The sequence below is a fragment of the Pseudoalteromonas sp. AS84 genome (assembly GCF_038900255.1).
In the GTDB taxonomy this organism is placed as follows: domain Bacteria; phylum Pseudomonadota; class Gammaproteobacteria; order Enterobacterales; family Alteromonadaceae; genus Pseudoalteromonas.
Map to the genome: position 1 here is coordinate 126,934 of NZ_JBBMQY010000010.1, position 17,663 is coordinate 144,596.

Here is a 17,663-nt window from a genome sequence, read left to right on the forward strand (position 1 = left end):
GTTACTCTACTCCTTGGCGGATCACGTTTGCCGCAATGTCTTTTAACTGGCTGCTATTGAGCACTTTTTTTATTTTGCTGGCATAATTTGGATCGGTTGCATAACCTGCTTTTTGTAATGAATCTAAAAAGTCGTTTGGTTTTGCTGTATTTTGTAATGCTTCTTTGTAGCGTGGGTTTTGCGTTAAAAAATCAACGAAGTCGTTCACGCTATCTTTAATTGAATCGTAGGCTCTAAAGCTGGCTTGTTTTTTAACGGGTGTACCTTGCTCAAACTCAAGCGTTACTTTGCTTGCTTTGTCGCCTTCCCAGCTTTTATCTGACTTAATATTAAATAAGTTGTTTGAGCTGCCACCGTCACTTTTATTAATAATGTGTTTACCCCAACCGGTTTCAAGTGCCGCTTGTGCAACCATTACAGCTGGGTTTAAACCAATTTTTTGCGCTGCAGTTTTAGCGTGTTCCCACACTGAACTTACAAACTCTTCTGCATTTTTAAATGTTGGGCTATCGGTTTTAGACCCTGCAGTATCGACTTTAGGCTCAGCAATATCGGCTTTAGTGTTATTAACGATAAGATCGGATTGCTTATTTTTTTGCTCATGAGGAAGAGCAGATCCCACTTGTGTATCGCTAAAGATATCGTTGGTTGTTCTAAGTACAGAGCCTGGCATAAAGTTTTTAGACTCAGGCGATAACTGCTGAACAATTAAATCGGCAAGGCCTAACGAGCCATTTGAAGAAAGCTCTGTTGAAAGTTGCTGGTCGTGCATTTCTTCAAAAAACTTTACGCCACTTGAATTAAATGGGCTGTCTTTGTCTTCAAATGCTTCGTTGGCTTTGCGCATTCCTTTGAGCAGCATTTGCGTAAAAATAGCTTCAAATTGTGCGGCCGCTTTTTTGAGCGCAGCTTTAGAGGCATCAGTTGATGCATCGCCACTGGTTAAGGCTTCTTTACGAAGTGAATCTAAGTTGCCTAAATCAAAAAAGTTTTGTTTATCGAGGTGATTAGTTTCCATCGGCTTTTTGACACAAAATGAATAATGCAGTTAAAAATGCAAAAATTGAGCCACTACCGATAAAACAAGGAAGATAAAAATAATAAACTTAAGTTGCTGTAAATAAAAAGCCCTATATCTTGTTTCAAAAATATAGGGCTTAAGTAATACGTTATTTATTGGCTTGAGTTATTTATATAACAACTAACTGTCCGTTAATTGCGCCGGCTTCTTTTAGTGCTTCTAAAATAGCCATTAGATCACCAGGCGCTGCGCCTACTTCATTAATTGCGCGAACTAAATCGTCAAGGCTTACACCTGGATTAAATACAAAGGCGCGCGAGTCATCTTGATTTACATCAATAATGCTCTGCTGCGTGACAACAGTATCACCGTTTGCTAGCGGGTTTGGTTGTGACACGTTTTGTTGTTCTGCAATTGTTACTGTTAAGCCACCGTGAGTTATAGCGGCAGGCTGAAGCTTAACGTTTTTACCAATTACAATTGTACCAGTGCGCGAGTTAACTATAATTTTAGCGGCCATATCAGCTGGCTTAAATTCTAAGTTTTCGAGTGTCGATAAGTACGATACACGTTGGGATGCATCGCGTGGAGCTATAACACGAATAGAAACAGAATCAATTGCCTGTGCGCTATTTGGGCCAACTAAGTCATTAATTGTTTTTTCTAGGCGTTTTGCCGTTGTAAAGTCTGGGCGGTTTAAATTAAAAGTAATGTAATCGCCTTGCATAAATGGGCTTTCCACGGCGCGCTCAACTGTAGCGCCATTTGGTATACGACCAACTGTAGGGGTGTTAATTACAACTCTACTACCATCAAGGCCTTGTGCGCCTAAGCCACCGACAATTAAACTACCTTGTGCAATTGCGTACACGTTACCGTCTACACCTTTTAAAAAAGTTTGTAGTAAAGTACCGCCACGTAAGCTGCCTGCACTACCAATAGAAGAAACCGTAATATCAATTGCTTGCCCAGGCTTTCTAAATGCAGGTAGTTCTGCATGCACCGCCACAGCGGCAACATTTTTAATTTTAGGACTTTGAGTTGAAGGTAGCGTAATACCAAAGCTGTTCAACATGCCTCTAAAACTTTGTTGTGTATATGAGTTTTGCTCGCCAGTGCCCGGTAAACCAACCACTAAGCCATAACCAACTAGCTGGTTAGAGCGTACGCCTTCAACCATAGACACATCTTTTATGCGCTCAGCACTGGCAGTAAAATGCCAACCTAATAACACAACTAAACATAAAGCTTTAAGGCTATTCATGTTGTTACCCTCTAAAATGGAAACAGCGAACTGCTAAAGAAACGTGTAAGCCAACCAGGACTTTGCGCTTCTTGCGTTTGCCCTTTACCTGAGTATTGAATACGTGCATTAGCAATACGGTTTGATTCCACCGTATTATCGGCGCTTACATCTTGAGGGCGTACGAGACCTTCTAAACGGATAAACTCTTCGCCGGTATTAAGCGTTAGCCATTTTTCGCCGCGTATAACTAAATTACCGTTAGGTAAAACGCGCATTACATTAACCGAAATATCGCCCACTAAGCTGTTTGACTGGTTTGACTTTGAATCGCCTGTAAACGACGAATCGCTGCCAATACCAAACTGAATGCTATCGCCACCTATATTGACAGGTAGGCCACCTAATCCAATAACGGGGTCTAAGCTTGCCTCAGTTTCTTTGTCTGTTTCTGTTTTGGCGGCTTTTGTTGCTTGAGTAGACTCTTGCAACTTAACCGTGATTATATCGCCAGTACGTAGCGCTTTTTTATCGGAATATAAGTCGTTTGATGTGTGAGTATTAAATAATGAACCTGTGGCTACCAGCGGCTCTAAAATAGGCTCGGGGTACATAGGTGCGTAGTAAGGGTCGTCCTGCACTACTTCACTATTTTGCGTAGACATACAGCCACTTAAAAATAATGTGCCCGCTGCAAATAAAATAATATTACGCATAATTCCCCCTACTCTATTAAAGCTGTTGATTGATGTAACTCATCATTTCGTCAACGGCCGAAATTACTTTTGAGTTCATTTCGTAAATACGCTGAGTTTCGATTAGATTTACGAGCTCTTCAGTTACATTTACGTTTGAAGTTTCAAGAGAGCCTTGAATAATGCTACCTAACCCTTCAACACCCGGGTTACCTTGTACAGGTGCACCACTTACAGCGGTTTCGGTATAAAGGTTTTGACCAATTGGCTCAAGGCCTGATGGATTAATAAAGTCACTAATTGTTAGCTGACCAATTACAACGTTATCGGCTTGCCCTGCAACACGTACAGATACTTCGCCGTCTTGCGAAACCGTAATTGATTGCGCGTCATCAGGTACATTCATTTCTGGCTGAATAACGTAACCAGCGCCCGATGTTACGATGCGTCCATCGCCATCAGTAGTAAACTGACCATTGCGCGAGTAAGCAATATTTCCATCTGGTTGCAGTACTTCAAAAAAGCCTTCACCAGAAATCATCCAATCTAGTGAGTTTTCGGTGGTCAACATGTTGCCTTGCGTAAACTCTTTTTGGTTAGCTACAACTTTAGCACCCGCACCTAACATTAAACCCGACGGCATTTCGGTATCTTGCGATGAACGACCACCTGGTTGATTAATATTTTGATAAAGTAAATCTTCAAATATAGCGCGGCTTTTTTTGTAACCTACGGTACTCGCATTCGCTAAGTTATTTGAAATAACCGATATATCGGTTTGTTGAGCGTCTAGCCCAGTTTTACTGATCCACAATGCTGGATTCATAATCGTGTCCTCACTTTAAAGTTAAACTATGCGTAATAACTGATCTTGACGCTCGTCAATTTCTTCAGCTGTTTTCATTAATTTCACTTGTAATTCAAATTGGCGCTGGTGGCTTATCATGTCGACCATTTCGTGAACAGGATTCACATTCGACATTTCAAGCGAACCACTTAAAACTTTTACATTGGCAGAGGTATCTACTGTTACATTTGCTTTTGGTCTAAATAAACCATCGTTACCTTTTTCGAGCTGTGAGCTATTTGCTTCTACCACTCTAAGCGTGTCTATTTCTTCTAAAAAGTTAGCGGGAGCGCCTTGTGGTCGAACTTGAATAGCGCCATCTTGGCTAAACCCTATTTTTTCGACTGGGACGGGTAAAATAACAGGTCCCCCTTCGCCAATAACTTGACGACCGTGGCTGGTTACGAGCATACCTTGAGCTGTAACGTTTAACGTACCCACTTTTGTGTAAGCTTCATTACCGGAGGCATCTTGCACAGCAAGCCATGCGTTATCGCTCATCGCGATATCTAAGTCGCGCCCGGTTTGAACAATGCCACCCGATACCATGTTAGAACCCGGACGCTCTTGCATTGAAAATACACGGGTAGGCAAACCTTCGCCAAACGCTTGCATAGAACGCGCCTGCGCAAAGTCGGCTTTAAATCCTGTTGTATTTGCATTCGCCAAATTATTGGCTTTAAGCGCAAGCCCTTGTAGGCTTTGCTTAGCGCCAGAGGCCGCAATGTAGACCATTTTGTCCATAGTATCGACTCACATAAAAAATCTCTGAACTTATAAATGCAAAATAGGTGCCAGATTAAATTTGACGCAACATTGAGAGGTATTTAGAAGGGCTTACAAAGAGGACTTATAAAAAAGGCTGCAAAAATGCAGCCTAATATATTCAATGGGGTTTAACTTATCGAATCTGCAAAATACTTTGCTGAATTGTTGAGTTAACTTCAAGCGCACGTGAGTTTGCTTGATAATTACGCTGTGCAGTAATTAAGTCTACAAGCTCATTAGTAAGGTTAGTATTTGATTGCTCAAGTGCTGATGAGTTAATTCCACCAAACGTACCCGAACCAGCTTCACCTGCTACAGGTTCGCCTGAATCAATACTTTGCTTCCAACTTGTATCACCCACTTGTGATAACCCTTGTGAGTTTGGAAAACGTACCATAGCCACTTGGCCTAAAAATGTTGAGTCGCCATTACTGTAAGAGGCAACAATTTTACCGTCTGTGCCAATATCAATTCCGGCTAAACGACCAACTGTTGAGCCATCTTGATCGAGTGCTTTTACTTCAAAACCACTTGAATACTGAGTTGGGATACGTCCTGCCGTGTTATTTTCATCGCGCCAGTTAAGCTCAATACCAGTACCTGGGAAAGTTGCACCATTGTCTAGTAATGTTGATAAACCAGCACCAGAACCCGCTGGTAGTAGTATTTCATCAAAAGTAGTTGTATTTGTATTTGCCACACCACCTGTTGTTGATGGTAAACCACTTGAGTCAAAACCTAGGGTGGTCAATGGTGTATAAGGTGTCGTTGTTTGTTCTCCACCAGTTGTGCCATCAACTACTTTGCCATCGAGAGTTGCATATACTTTCCAACTGTTATCTGTACCACCTGCTGCGGCATCATCTTCTTTGGCAAAAAAGTATTGTAAAATGTGAGGTTCACCTAGTGAATCATATACTGTTGTTGACGTAGATGAGTTATAAGTACCACTGGATGTAGGGTCAAAATCTAGACCTGTTGGATCCGCCGTTGCATCTAAGTTAAACGACAAAAATACATTTTCGGTTGCGCGAGGAGAACCAGACGAGTCAGGGATTTGAATTGGATCAGTTGTGCTCAAACTTACCGACGTTGTATCACCTGTAGATGAATCAACTGGGAATGCTTGTAAAAAGTTACCTTTTGCGTCAACCATAAAGTTATCTTGGTTAAGCTTAAATGCACCTGCACGTGTATATGTTAAATCTTGCGAAGATAAATCATCGGTCATCGCAAAATAACCTTCACCAGTGATTGCTAAATCAAGTGAGTTATTTGTAAATTGCAGTGAGCCTTGGTGAAACTGCTGCGCAACCATGGTTGTTTGCACACCGTCACCATTTTTAGTCTTACCAGAGCTAAATACTGATGAAGCGTAAACATCGGCAAACTCAGCGCGTGACTCTTTAAAACCTGTGGTATTAACGTTTGCAATATTATTTGCCGTTACGTCTAAATCTTTTTGCGCGGCAGCAAGGCCGGTTAATGCAATATTGAAGCTCATAATTCACCTCTAACCTGTTAGTCTGTGGCCTGCTAGCAGGCGAAAAATACTAAAATTTATTACGCGATTTCAGCTACATCTGTCAGCCTAACCGCACCTTCTTTAGTGTTAATAATAATGCCACTTGAGCCATTAATATTAACGCTTTCAATGTTTTTAAATGTAGCAATGGGCAAGCTTGAAAATTCACCGTCAGTGCTTCCTTCAGCGGTTACTGAATATTCACCTTCAGGTAAACGCTCACCGGCTTCATTTTTGCCATCCCACGCAAAGCGAACTGCACCTGCTGATTGAGAACCCATATCAATAGTTCTCACTAGCTGACCTGATGCATCTGTCACTTTAATTTTTAAGTTATCAACGGCTTCTTCTGCCACTGCCGAGCCTCTGGCATCACCCGTTTCATTTAAATCTAAGGTGTTTGACTCAAGTAAAGCTTGCTTGCCAACAAGTGTTGATGCTTGCAAAGCTGAATTTGATGTCATAGATGAAGCTAAGCTATCAAAATTTGAATTTAAATCGCTGATCCCTTGCGCCATTGTAAAGCTCGTCATTTGAGCAATCATTTGATCGTTATCCGCAGGGTTACTGGGATCTTGAAACGATAATTGCTGAGTTAACAAAGAGAAAAAGTCTTCTTGTGTTAACGCATCACTCTCAGTATCACTGGTAGCAACTTGTTGCTCTTGCCAGCGTATAGAGTCTAAATAGGATGAAGATGTACTAATATCGTTACTCATAACCTACCCTCGGTTACCGCTGCCCTAGCAACAGTGTTTTACTTAGCATTTGCTTTGCTGCATCAGCAACTTGCACGTTTGTTTGGTAAGAACGAGAGGCAGAAATCATATTTGCCATCTCCTCTACAACATTAACGTTGGGTTTATAGATATAGCCATTTTCATCCGCACTTGGATGATTTGGGTTATATTCAATTTGTAATGGAGCATCGCTTTCAACAATGCCCAAAACTTTAACACCAACTGCGGAGCCCTGCTGGTTACTTGCTGATGCTGAAGCTTTTGTTAGCTCAGCCGCAAATACAGGTTGGCGCGCTCGGTACGTTTTGTCTTGAGATGAACTAATGGTATTAGCATTAGAAATATTACTAGCGGTGGTATTTAAGCGAACATTTTGTGCGCTCATACCCGAACCTGCAATATCGAAAACATTATATAAACTCATAATTTTTATCCTTGACTACCGAGAGCTTTATTCAGACCTTTGAATCTGCCGCTTAAAAATTGCAAGCTGGCCTGATACTCCATAGCATTCTGTGTATACAAGTTTCGTTCCACTTGTATATCAACCGAGTTACCATCGCCTGTATCTGATTGATTTGGCAAACGAAATGATTCAGAGCTGCCCATACTATGAGTACCTCCACCAATGTGTTTATCATTAGTTCTTACCATAGTATTGCCGCTTTGCTGGGTTGACCTTGCCGCTTTTAAAGCTGAGGCAAAGTCTATATCTTTTGCTTTATAGCCAGGCGTATCAGCGTTAGCTATATTAGTTGCAATTAATTCTGCTCGCTGTGAACGTATCAACATGGCTTGCGGATGCACACCTAATGCTTTATCAAAACTGATAGCCATAACCTTCTCCAAAAAATTGACTTACCCATGAATAAAGCAAAAAATAAGCCATTAATATTAGGAAGTGTTATATTTTTATAAGGTTATGTATCTAAATAGAAAAACGACGCTGAGGGCGTCGTTTAAGGGAAATGAATTAACTTAGTTATTTCTTTTGGTAAATGATACCGGGGTTGCATCTAACCATATCATATTCAGTACTTAGCCCAGTTAGGGACTCTGACGCGCCTAAAAATAAATACCCTTTTGGGTTTAATGCTTGTGCAAACTGATTAATAATTTTAGCTTTTATTTCAGGCGCAAAGTAAATAAGTACATTACGGCAAAAAATAATATCAAACTTGCCCATTAACGCGTAAGAATCAAGCAGGTTTAGGTGCCTAAAACTAACTTGTTTTTTTATTGTATCGTTTACTTGTGCCATACCATTGCCGCTGTCTTTAAAAAACTTTTTACGACGCTCTGCAGATAACCCTCTGGCAAGTGCAAGCGCGTCATATTCTGCATTTTTACACATATCAAGCATGGTATTAGATATATCGGTACCAATAATTTGTGCCCCCATACGAAGCACACCTGGTTGCTTGGCGTTAAATTCAGCTACTGACATAGCTATTGAATAGGGTTCTTGTCCTGACGAGCTGGCAGCAGACCAAATTTTTAAAGGCCTCCTTAAGTCTTTAAACTCAGGAAAAAGCTTATTTTGGAGCAACTCAAATGGGTATTGATCTCTAAACCACAACGTTTCGTTTGTGGTCATTGCATCAACTACAGCGGCTCTTAATTGCCGCTCGTGAGGCCCAAGTGTTTTACTAACCAACTCCGATAAAGATCCCACATTAAATCGAGTCATTAACGGAGCAAGTCGGCTTTTAACTAAATACTGTTTATTTTCACCTAAAACAATGCCGCATTGCTGCTCTAAAAACGAACGAAACTGGTCGTATTCACTTTGCTGCAAATCTTTATTATTCAAGTTAGTAGCACCTATTTTTGTTAATCACAATGAACCCACTTTTTAACCGCTGTTGCTAATTCGTCTGGGTTAAATTTAGCAATAAAGTCATCAGCCCCTACTTTTTCAATCATCGCTTGGTTAAAAACACCACTCAGAGAGGTATGCAAAATAACATGCAAAGGTGCAAGTTTGGGATCTGCTTTTATTTCAGCTGTTAAGGTATAGCCGTCCATTTCTGGCATTTCAACGTCTGAGATGAGTAATGCTACCCGCTCAGTAATATCGTTTTTACAATCAAGCTCTGCTATTTCTTTTAATCTTATAAGTGCTTCTTTACCATTTTTGGCAAGCTCTGTTTGCACGCCTAAGGGCTCTAGGGCACGTTTAACTTGATTACGCGCAACAGCAGAGTCATCTGCAATAAATACGATACGTTCGCCTAAATCTTTTTGAATATCGCCACTTTGTGCAACTTCAGCACTTACTTCTGTGTTTACTGGGCAAATTTCGTTGAGAATTTTTTCTACATCGAGAATTTCGACTAATTCATTTTCGATTTCGGTCACTGCCGTTAAATATGAATAACGTCCGGCGCCTGATGGCGGTGGCATTATTTTTTCCCAATTCATATTTACAATACGTTCAACTCCGCCCACTAAAAACCCTTGTACAGAGCGATTGTATTCAGCAATGATTATGAAGCTGTCTTTAATGTTGTCGATTGGGCGCCCACCTACAGCCATCGATAAGTCGATTACTGAAATAGTTTGACCACGAATATGTGCAACACCACGAATATACGGATTAGATTTTGGCATGCTTGTTAGTGGAGGGCATTGCAGCACTTCTCTCACTTTAAATACATTAATACCAAAACGCTGACGCCCTCTGAGCTTAAATAAAAGTAATTCTAGGCGGTTCTGCCCAACCAACTGTGTGCGTTGGTTTACTGAGTCTAAAATGCCTGCCATTCAAATCTCCTAAAGAAAACAAATAATACGGAACGATAATTGCTTTCTATTTATAAAGCTACATAACATCGCGGGTGCGTCTACTTTTTGACGCAAAATATTTATACCCTGTTTGAAACCATAAGCATAGTCGAAACATTATGAGTTTGTTAAAAAAAATCAGAAGATACAGTGTTTTTTATTTTGTTACTAGCTTGTGCTTTGCATTCCCTTTGCACGCTAAAGTGTTTAGTAAAGATTTATTACAAGACATGGCCGTCACTTACATAGGTAAGCAGGTTGGTACATTACAAAATACTAATATTCAATTAAGTGCACTGCCTTTAGATAGTCGCATCCCTGATCGTGTCTGTAATACTGAGCTTGAATTATCAACATCCGATGAGCCACCATTTAACCGCCAAGTAACCTTACAAGCCAAGTGCAATGATGTGCAAACGTGGACTCAATACGTTCATGTAAGAGTTGTTGAAATGGCTCCAGTTGTTGTTGCCACTGCTAATTTAACTCGTGGTGAAGTAATAACTAAATCGCATTTAAGTATTGAAATGAAACCAACTCACTTTGTACGAATTCAGTACTTAGATGACCCTACAATGCTAATAGGCAGCAGAAGTAAACGAAATATTAGAAGTGGTATGCCAGTATTACTAAACCAAATTTGTATGGTGTGTAAAGGTGACTCTGTTAATATTTACGCTAATCTCAGAGGCCTTAGAATTAAAACCACAGGTATTGCTTTAGAAGACGGTACTTTGGGCGAACAGATACAAATAAAAAACAAAAAATCAGGTAAAGTTTTAAATGCGCGAGTAGATGGTGTAGAGTCTGTTCAGGTGAATATTTAATTTAGATTTATACTAAAGTATCCTACGTATATGCCGATAACATGGCATAAGTTGGGTAATATACGGGTTTATTATTATGGTTAATCAAGTTAATGGCAGTAATCAACAAGCTAATGCATTAACAAATGCAAAGCAGCAACAAGTTGATTTAAAAAAAGATAACGCAAATACACAAGCGACGCAGACTCCTTCGCCTAAAGCAGCAAGTGACTCTGTAAGCTTGACGCCGCAGGCACAGCAATTAAAAACGCTTCAAGATAAAGCACAGCAATCGTCTGGCTTTGATAGCGATAAAGTTGCTGAGCTTAAAAAAGCAATAACCGAAGGTAAATATCAAGTGGACAGTGAGAAGCTTGCTAAAAACTTAGCTGATTTTGAGTTTAACGTGTATGGCTGATCATAATAGTTTAATTAGCGTAAAACTAAACCAACAAGTAAGTTGTTTAGATTCTTTGCATACGCTATTAAACGACGAGCTTACTGCTATTGCTTCACGACGTGGTGCTGGTTTAAAAGAAATTACCCAACAAAAAATGTCTTTTTTAACTAAGCTAAGCACTCTTGATAAAGAGCTAAGTAAGCTTATTGCCAGTAACGATACACAAAATCCTGAAATATCTGAGCTAATAAGCCAAGTTAAAACTCAACTTGCGCAATGCCAAAAACAAAATAATGTTAATGCTCATGCTGCCCGCCAAGCGCAACTAAGTGTTAAACAATTAAAAGAGATATTAATTGGCGCACCAACGTCAATGACCTACGACCAAGCCGGTAAGTCTGTAAATACCGAAAGTAAACTGGTTCGTAACTTAAAAGCTTAAGCCCAAAATTTTACATTAAAAAAGTCTTATTGACTTATCAATAAGACTTTTTTAATGTCCTTTATTCTTAAATTTAGTTATAAATAATACCAATTCACTTAATTATGTAAGCCCCCTTAATAAATAATTAGGGGGCTTTATTGGTATTAAATATCCGTTTGATTATTACTACTTTCAATTAAGTGTTTAATCATTTCCTCCGATTGATTTTGTACATCAACTGCAGGTGCTGCTGTATCAATGCTTCCCCCGCTTTGGGCTGGGGTATAAGCAATTGCAGAACCTTCGTCTTCAACCAGTGTATTTAGCGCTATAAGCTGCTCTGCATCTTCGTTAATGATTACATCATCAATATTAAGCGGCTCCGCCGAACTCATTTGCACCGTTTGCTCAGGTGTTGATAGACCACTCAAGTTACCTAAATCAATCGTTTCAGTGCTTAATACGTTGCTGCTTGAAATTTCATTAGGGTTTGTATCGCCTAGAGCCGACTCTTCGCTAAATGATGCAGGGATTGTATCGCCAGAAGCAGCGCTTGCTCCATTATCGTAAATATTTCCCGTATCCTCTATTGTGTTTCCAGTATTTTTGATTAAATAGTTTCCTGCTTCATCAACAGTTACAAAGTAGAATTGCTCTCCTCCACCTATGTTTAGATTGAGTAAATTTAGAAAGCCTCCCCAATCTCCATTGCTATCAGAAGTAAAACTTCCTGCATTATCTAGTACATCTAAATCTAGACCGAGTAAGTTAACACCCAATAATGAAGAGCCAATAATATACACTTCAGTATCTGGTTCTGTTGTTCCTTCAACTGACGGTAATAAAACACCTAATATCCCAGAGTCAAAATCAGTGATTTCAAAACTTATTGGTGTAGTATCAATAACCAATCCAGATAAACTACCGCTTGAAGTTGTATTGCCTGATGTATCAGTTGCTACGGCTGTTACTGTGTACTCCCCATCAGCTAGGGCAGTATTAGCTGTAGCACTCCATACACCCGATGCATTAACAGTTTCTATTAATACAATACTTTCAGTTGGACCACTAAAGGTAACAGTTACAGACTCACCTGGAGCAGCTGTACCTGTTATAACTGGGCTTTGTTCTGCTGTTAGTTCTAGTCCCGAGTCAATTGTGATACCTGAGTCAATTGCGCTACTTGATGATTGCGTACCAGTATTACCTGCACCATCAGCAATGCCAACATCTACAGTGTAGTTACCTTCACTAAGTACTTCTGCCGATATCACGCTCCAAGTTCCATCAGTGCCAACGGTTGTGTCAACATTGTGAGTGGCACCAGCTGAATCAGTAAACATAACTATTACAGCCGCACCTGCAAAGCTTCCAGTTACAGAACCCGTAATGGTAGGCGTTGTATCTTGCCCTACTGTAATTGGGTCTATCACTACAGTTGGTGCAGTATAATCGGTGCTTGACACCATAGTATCGCTAGCAGAGTTACCCGCTGTATCGCTTATCGATGCTGTTGCATTAAAGCTACCTTCACTAAGCGCGGTGGTAGCTGTTACTGACCATGTGCCATTGCCCGAAACTTGAGCGGTAATAATTTGTGAATCATTATTAGCATCGGTAATAACAACACTCACATTTGTACCTGCTGGTGCATCACTTGTACCTGTAATTGTTGGTAACGGGTTATTAGTAACAGGTAACTGGTTAACTTCAACTGTTGGTGGTGTTAAATCAATAATGCCACCTAGGCTTGTAGAACTTGTAAGCCCTAAGTTTTCAACTGTAGCACTTACAGTAAAGGCACCTTCAGCTAATGGTGTTGTAGGTATTAGAGTCCATACACCTGCAATAGCTTGGGTGTTATATGTCGTTGCTGTACCGCTACTATCGGTAATAACTACCTGTACGTCACCTGCTAATATATCTGTGGTACCTGTAATTGTTGGCGTTGTATCGCTTGTATCTACAATTTGATTAATTAACAAACCTGGTAAGGTTGTACTAATAGTGCCCGTTTGCGTAACTGTTGTTATATTCCCAGCATCATCTGTACTTATTGCCTCAATTGTTAAGTCACCTTCAGCAAGTAAAGGAGTAACAATAAGCCATGTTCCGTCTCCTAATACCGAAGTGGTAACTAAATATAATGTATCTGTAGAGTCAGTAATATTTACGGTAATTAAACTTCCTACCTCTTCATCGCTTGTCCCTTCAATAGTAGGTGTTAGCGTATTAAGTACACCAAACGCATCAATTCCTAGCGCTGGCGCTATAGTATCTATGGTTACTTGCTCAATGGCCGACAGCCCTGTATTACCTGCCGCGTCAGTTATACTTGCAGAAACAGTATATACACCATCTGATAAGCTAGTAGTTACTAAAGACCACTTGCCATCGCTACCAATTAAGGTATTAAATACCGTTTTTTCACCATTACTACCAATAACAGTTACATCAATATTTGTGCCTTCCGCTTCTGGTGATGTACCTGAAAGCTCTAATATATCTGTATTGCTAATGCTCAGTGGTAAAATTCCAACCACTGGTACTAGCGTATCAACGACGAATTCAAGCGTATCGGTAACTACATTACCTGCATCATCAGTAATACTCACATTCGCAACATGCTGCCCTTCAGTTAGTGCATCTACCTCGAGTGAAAATAACCCAGCTGCATTAACCGTGGTGGTTAAAACTGAACCGCCATCTAGTTGTATTTCAACAACACCATTAATTAAATCACTGGTACCTTGGATTATTGGCGTGGAGTCTGATGTTGTGCCAATAACCTGTAAGCCAAGTGTTGGCGATATTGTATCCACCATTCCAGTAAGTAGTTGCGTGGTAGTAATACCGACCTCACTTAACACGTCAACTGTTACGCTAAATGTCCCCTCAGCTAATGATTGAGGAACCTGCACAGCCCACGTATTATCGGCTTGCACTATAGCCGTAAGCTCTTGTACTACATTTCCGCTATCTACCACTTTAACTAGCACTTCAGTGCCTGGTGCTTGGTCGGTCGTACCACTAATTATTGGTAAATCGCCCTCACCAGTAGCAAAGTCAACTACTGCATTTAGTACTGGGGTTGAAGCATCTACATCAGCAGTCGTAATAGTGGTGGTGTTACCCGCATCATCGGTTGCAGAGGCTTCAATAACTGATAAGCCAATAACATTAACGGCTAGGCCTAATAGCTCCCAATCACCATTTGCATCTGTGGTTACATCGTATGTTAAATCGAGTGAATCACCTGCAAGCTCTAGAGTAACCGTAACGGTTTTACCTTCGCCCAAATCAGATGTACCAGATAAAGAAACCAACTGACCTAATAGGAACGAAGGCACAATTGTTAGCTCTGGTCCCACGGTATCAACCTCACCACCGGTTTTATTGTCGACCGAAGTATTGCCCGCAGCATCGCTAATAGTTGCACTAACACTGTAAACACCGTCAGCTAAAATATTATTAGCAGCCGCTTGCCAGTCTCCATTGCCATCGGTTTGAACGGTCATTTGATGAGAAACTCCAGCAGAATCAGTAAAGGTAACAATAACGTTTGTATTTTCCTCGTTAGACGTACCTGTAATCAATGGAGTGCTATCTTGAGTTAGTATTAATGAACTTTGATTAATACTAATCTCTGGTGCAATTGTATCAATGGTTGCTGTATTTGTTGCGTCGCCGGTATTACCCGCGCTATCAGTAACAAATACTTCAACTGAATAATTCCCTTGTGAAAGAGAACTACTTGCCTCTACAGACCATACACCACCAGTTTGAACTGTTGTATTTACAGTATGCTTATTCCCTAGTGCATCGGTAAATACCACAGCAACTGCATCACCTACCATGGCACCTGTCACGCTTCCTGAAATACCTGGGGTTAGGTCTGTACTTCCAACAATATTATTAATAGTTACAACTGGCGCAGTTATATCAACTCCCCCTGTAGTACTTGTGTTTACAGGGTTACCGGCAGTATCTGTGGTTGAAGCTGAAACCGTGTAAGCGCCCTCACTCAACTCTGTACTTGCAGCGACTGACCATGTGCCATTTGCACCAACAGTAGCATTAACCGTTTGCTCTGCACCTAAGCTATCCGTAATTAAAATAATAACTAATGCGCCCTGTGGTGCAGTGGTTGTGCCTGAAATAGTTGGCGTTGTATCATTTAAAGTTACAAGCGGTGTAATACTAAGTGCAGGTGCTGTTAAATCTATAACACCACTGCCCGTTGCATTACTCGTTAAGCCTCCTTCAGTCACACTTGCCGAAACAGTAAACTCCCCCTCAGGAAGAATACTTGTCGCATCAACACCCCAAATACCGCCTACTACCGAAGTAGTTACAGTATGTGAAACGTTATTAACGTCAGTTATGACAACCGTGATTTCTGTATTATCTGCCGCACTACTTGTGCCTGATATTGCTGGTGTTTGATCATTCGTATCAACAATTGTATTAATATTAATTGTTGGCGCATTGGTATTTAACGTTGCGGTAGTATTTGCTGAAGCACTATTACCTGCGGTATCGACAATAGTTGCAGAAACTGTAACTTCACCATCAGTCAGTGCGTCGGTTATATCTACACTCCAAGCACCTCCTGCGCCAACAACAGTTGTGTAAGTCTCGGTACTATCTCCATCGGTCACAGTTACTGTAATACTCGTGTTTTCAGGTTCATTGGATGTGCCTGAAATAGTTGGCGTGCTGTTATTAATTGTACCTAATGCATTTATAGTAATACTTGGTGCTTGAGTATCAACAAAACTCGAACCTGTATCAGAGCCTGTATTACCAGCATCATCGGTAATACTTACCTCTACATCATAATCGCCATCTGGCAAGCTTGGCGCTGTAACTTGCCAATCGCCGCTAGCATCAACTATTGCGGTTAAAGTATGTATATCACCGTTGCTATCTGTAATGACTATATCGACCACCGTATTCTGTGGTTCAGTTGAAGTACCACTTACAATTGGTGTATTAGTGTTAAATACAGTTATATCATTAAGTACAATAACAGGTACTTGGGTATCAATTGTTAAATCAATAGTCGTGCTGCTGATATTATTAGCGTCATCGGTAATACTTACTTGCGCCGTATAATCACCATCAACAAGTGCTACGGGGACATCTACTTGCCAATTGCCATCAGTACCCACAGTTGCTGTTAGTGTTTGACCACCAATAATAATGCTTACATCTGCACCTATCTCATTACTTGTGCCTGAAATTGTAGGTGTTGTATCTATTGTCGCGTTAACTTCGTTCACAATTAATGTAGGATCAACACTGTCTATTTCACCTTGAGCCTGCTGCGTTGTTAAGTTACCAACACTGTCTCTAACCTCTGCAACAACGGTATATTGACCTTGCGCTAGCTCTGCAGGTACAGCAACAGACCACCCACCACCGGCTTGAACTGTCGCAGTAAACGCTTGGCTTTGCCCTGCACTATCGATAACCGTCACATTAATTACTGTGCCTTGCCCCATATCGGTGGTGCCGCTAATTACTGGCGTACTGTCATTAGATAAAGCATCGACACTAACTGTTAATTCTGGTGCTACGTTATCAAAATCAAGTGTATTGATTGTTCTAACATTACCAGCGGCATCCGTTGCACTGGCAGTTACATAGGCAAGACTTAGTAAAGGTACTGTTATGTTTGCAAGCCCCCACGTACCATCAGGATTTGTTGTTGCGGTGTAAGTTGCGCCAATTAACCCACCAACTAGGTACTCTGTGATAGTGATCACAGAACCCTCTGGTAGATCAGAATCCCCCGAAAGAGAAACCAAATTTCCTAATAAAAACGATGGAATAATTTCAAGCTCCGGAGCGGTTACATCTAGTTCACCATTATCTGTGCCAGTGCCTGTATTGCCTGCAGCATCAGTGATGCTGGCGCTGACGCTATAATTACCTTCAGCTAATGTACCTGTTGGTGTCGCACTCCAGTTACCATTAACATCGGTTTGTACATCAATGCTTTGGATGGCATTTGCTGCATCTGTAAACGTAACCGTAATCGTGCTGTTAGGTGCATCACTGGTGCCAGTAACGGTTGGCGTGCTGTCGTTTGTTAATACTGGCGCATCCACAGTAATACTTGGTGCAGCGGTGTCTATTGTGCCGTTACCTATAATGTCCGTGCTATTACCGGTAACATCGCTGATGCTGGCTTCAATACTATACGGTCCTTCTGCAAGTGCTGTTGGCACTTCGACTGAGAAGGTGCCATCGGCATCAACAGTGGTAGTAAACGTTTGTGTATTGCCTTGATCGTCCACAACGATGAAGTTAATAACCGTGCCTTCAACGGCATCGCTTGTTCCGCTGAGTGTCGGGGTGATGTCGTTACTTGAACCTGGGCTGGTAAGTACAAGTGTCGG

The 17,663-nt window shown here is 40.9% G+C and carries 15 protein-coding genes; 3 read left to right on the plus strand and 12 right to left on the minus strand.

The genetic code is table 11. The features are described 5' to 3' along the window. Position 1: 1 nt before the first annotated feature. The 11 genes from flgJ to WNY79_RS12340 form a co-directional block, all read right to left on the minus strand. Positions 2 to 1,018, minus strand: coding sequence for a flagellar assembly peptidoglycan hydrolase FlgJ (gene flgJ, locus WNY79_RS12290; protein WP_024599230.1), 1,017 nt, complete (start codon positions 1,016 to 1,018; stop codon positions 2 to 4). 172 nt (positions 1,019 to 1,190) lie between these two features. Beyond that, on the minus strand, positions 1,191 to 2,285 hold the full coding sequence (locus tag WNY79_RS12295; protein WP_024599231.1) for a flagellar basal body P-ring protein FlgI: 1,095 nt from the start codon (positions 2,283 to 2,285) through the stop codon (positions 1,191 to 1,193). 11 nt (positions 2,286 to 2,296) lie between these two features. Then, positions 2,297 to 2,980: a flagellar basal body L-ring protein FlgH gene (gene flgH / locus WNY79_RS12300; RefSeq protein ID WP_024599232.1), complete on the minus strand. Its 684-nt coding sequence runs from the start codon at positions 2,978 to 2,980 to the stop codon at positions 2,297 to 2,299. A gap of 16 nt (positions 2,981 to 2,996) precedes the next feature. Then, the gene (flgG, locus tag WNY79_RS12305) at positions 2,997 to 3,785 is read right to left on the minus strand and encodes a flagellar basal-body rod protein FlgG (RefSeq protein ID WP_002959420.1); all 789 of its coding nucleotides are present in this window, start codon (positions 3,783 to 3,785) and stop codon (positions 2,997 to 2,999) included. A 21-nt stretch (positions 3,786 to 3,806) separates the two neighbouring features. Continuing rightward, on the minus strand, positions 3,807 to 4,550 hold the full coding sequence (locus tag WNY79_RS12310; protein ID WP_007581863.1) for a flagellar basal body rod protein FlgF: 744 nt from the start codon (positions 4,548 to 4,550) through the stop codon (positions 3,807 to 3,809). A gap of 157 nt (positions 4,551 to 4,707) precedes the next feature. Further along, positions 4,708 to 6,078 carry a flagellar hook protein FlgE gene (flgE, locus tag WNY79_RS12315; protein ID WP_342875977.1) on the minus strand — a complete coding sequence of 457 codons (1,371 nt, stop codon included), beginning with the start codon at positions 6,076 to 6,078 and terminating at the stop codon, positions 4,708 to 4,710. 59 nt (positions 6,079 to 6,137) lie between these two features. Beyond that, positions 6,138 to 6,818 carry a flagellar hook assembly protein FlgD gene (locus WNY79_RS12320; protein WP_024595787.1) on the minus strand — a complete coding sequence of 227 codons (681 nt, stop codon included), beginning with the start codon at positions 6,816 to 6,818 and terminating at the stop codon, positions 6,138 to 6,140. A 13-nt stretch (positions 6,819 to 6,831) separates the two neighbouring features. After that, positions 6,832 to 7,263 (minus strand): flagellar basal body rod protein FlgC, encoded by a 432-nt coding sequence (flgC, locus tag WNY79_RS12325; RefSeq protein ID WP_010553247.1) that lies wholly within the window; start codon positions 7,261 to 7,263, stop codon positions 6,832 to 6,834. A gap of 5 nt (positions 7,264 to 7,268) precedes the next feature. Next, entirely contained in the window at positions 7,269 to 7,676 is a 408-nt protein-coding gene (gene flgB, locus WNY79_RS12330; RefSeq protein ID WP_010553246.1) for a flagellar basal body rod protein FlgB, read from the minus strand. Positions 7,677 to 7,821: 145 nt separating this feature from the next. Further along, entirely contained in the window at positions 7,822 to 8,652 is an 831-nt protein-coding gene (locus tag WNY79_RS12335) for a protein-glutamate O-methyltransferase CheR (protein WP_024599234.1), read from the minus strand. Positions 8,653 to 8,672: 20 nt separating this feature from the next. After that, a complete protein-coding gene (locus WNY79_RS12340) occupies positions 8,673 to 9,605 on the minus strand; it encodes a chemotaxis protein CheV (RefSeq protein WP_007581858.1) in 933 nt (310 codons plus the stop codon). A gap of 140 nt (positions 9,606 to 9,745) precedes the next feature. Between WNY79_RS12340 and flgA the strand changes: the two genes are divergently transcribed. From flgA to WNY79_RS12355, 3 genes are all read left to right on the plus strand, one after another. Beyond that, positions 9,746 to 10,453, plus strand: a complete 708-nt coding sequence (gene flgA, locus WNY79_RS12345) for a flagellar basal body P-ring formation chaperone FlgA (RefSeq protein ID WP_342875978.1) — start codon at positions 9,746 to 9,748, stop codon at positions 10,451 to 10,453. Between the two features lie 76 nt (positions 10,454 to 10,529). Then, the gene (gene flgM, locus WNY79_RS12350; protein WP_007581856.1) at positions 10,530 to 10,850 is read left to right on the plus strand and encodes a flagellar biosynthesis anti-sigma factor FlgM; all 321 of its coding nucleotides are present in this window, start codon (positions 10,530 to 10,532) and stop codon (positions 10,848 to 10,850) included. After that, the gene (locus WNY79_RS12355; protein ID WP_024589967.1) at positions 10,843 to 11,274 is read left to right on the plus strand and encodes a flagellar protein FlgN; all 432 of its coding nucleotides are present in this window, start codon (positions 10,843 to 10,845) and stop codon (positions 11,272 to 11,274) included. Before flgM ends, WNY79_RS12355 begins: the two co-directional genes overlap by 8 nt. A gap of 146 nt (positions 11,275 to 11,420) precedes the next feature. Here the strand turns inward: WNY79_RS12355 and WNY79_RS12360 are convergent. Beyond that, positions 11,421 to 17,663 (minus strand): Ig-like domain-containing protein (locus WNY79_RS12360; RefSeq protein WP_342875979.1); only part of this gene is annotated, 6,243 nt, incomplete at its 5' end.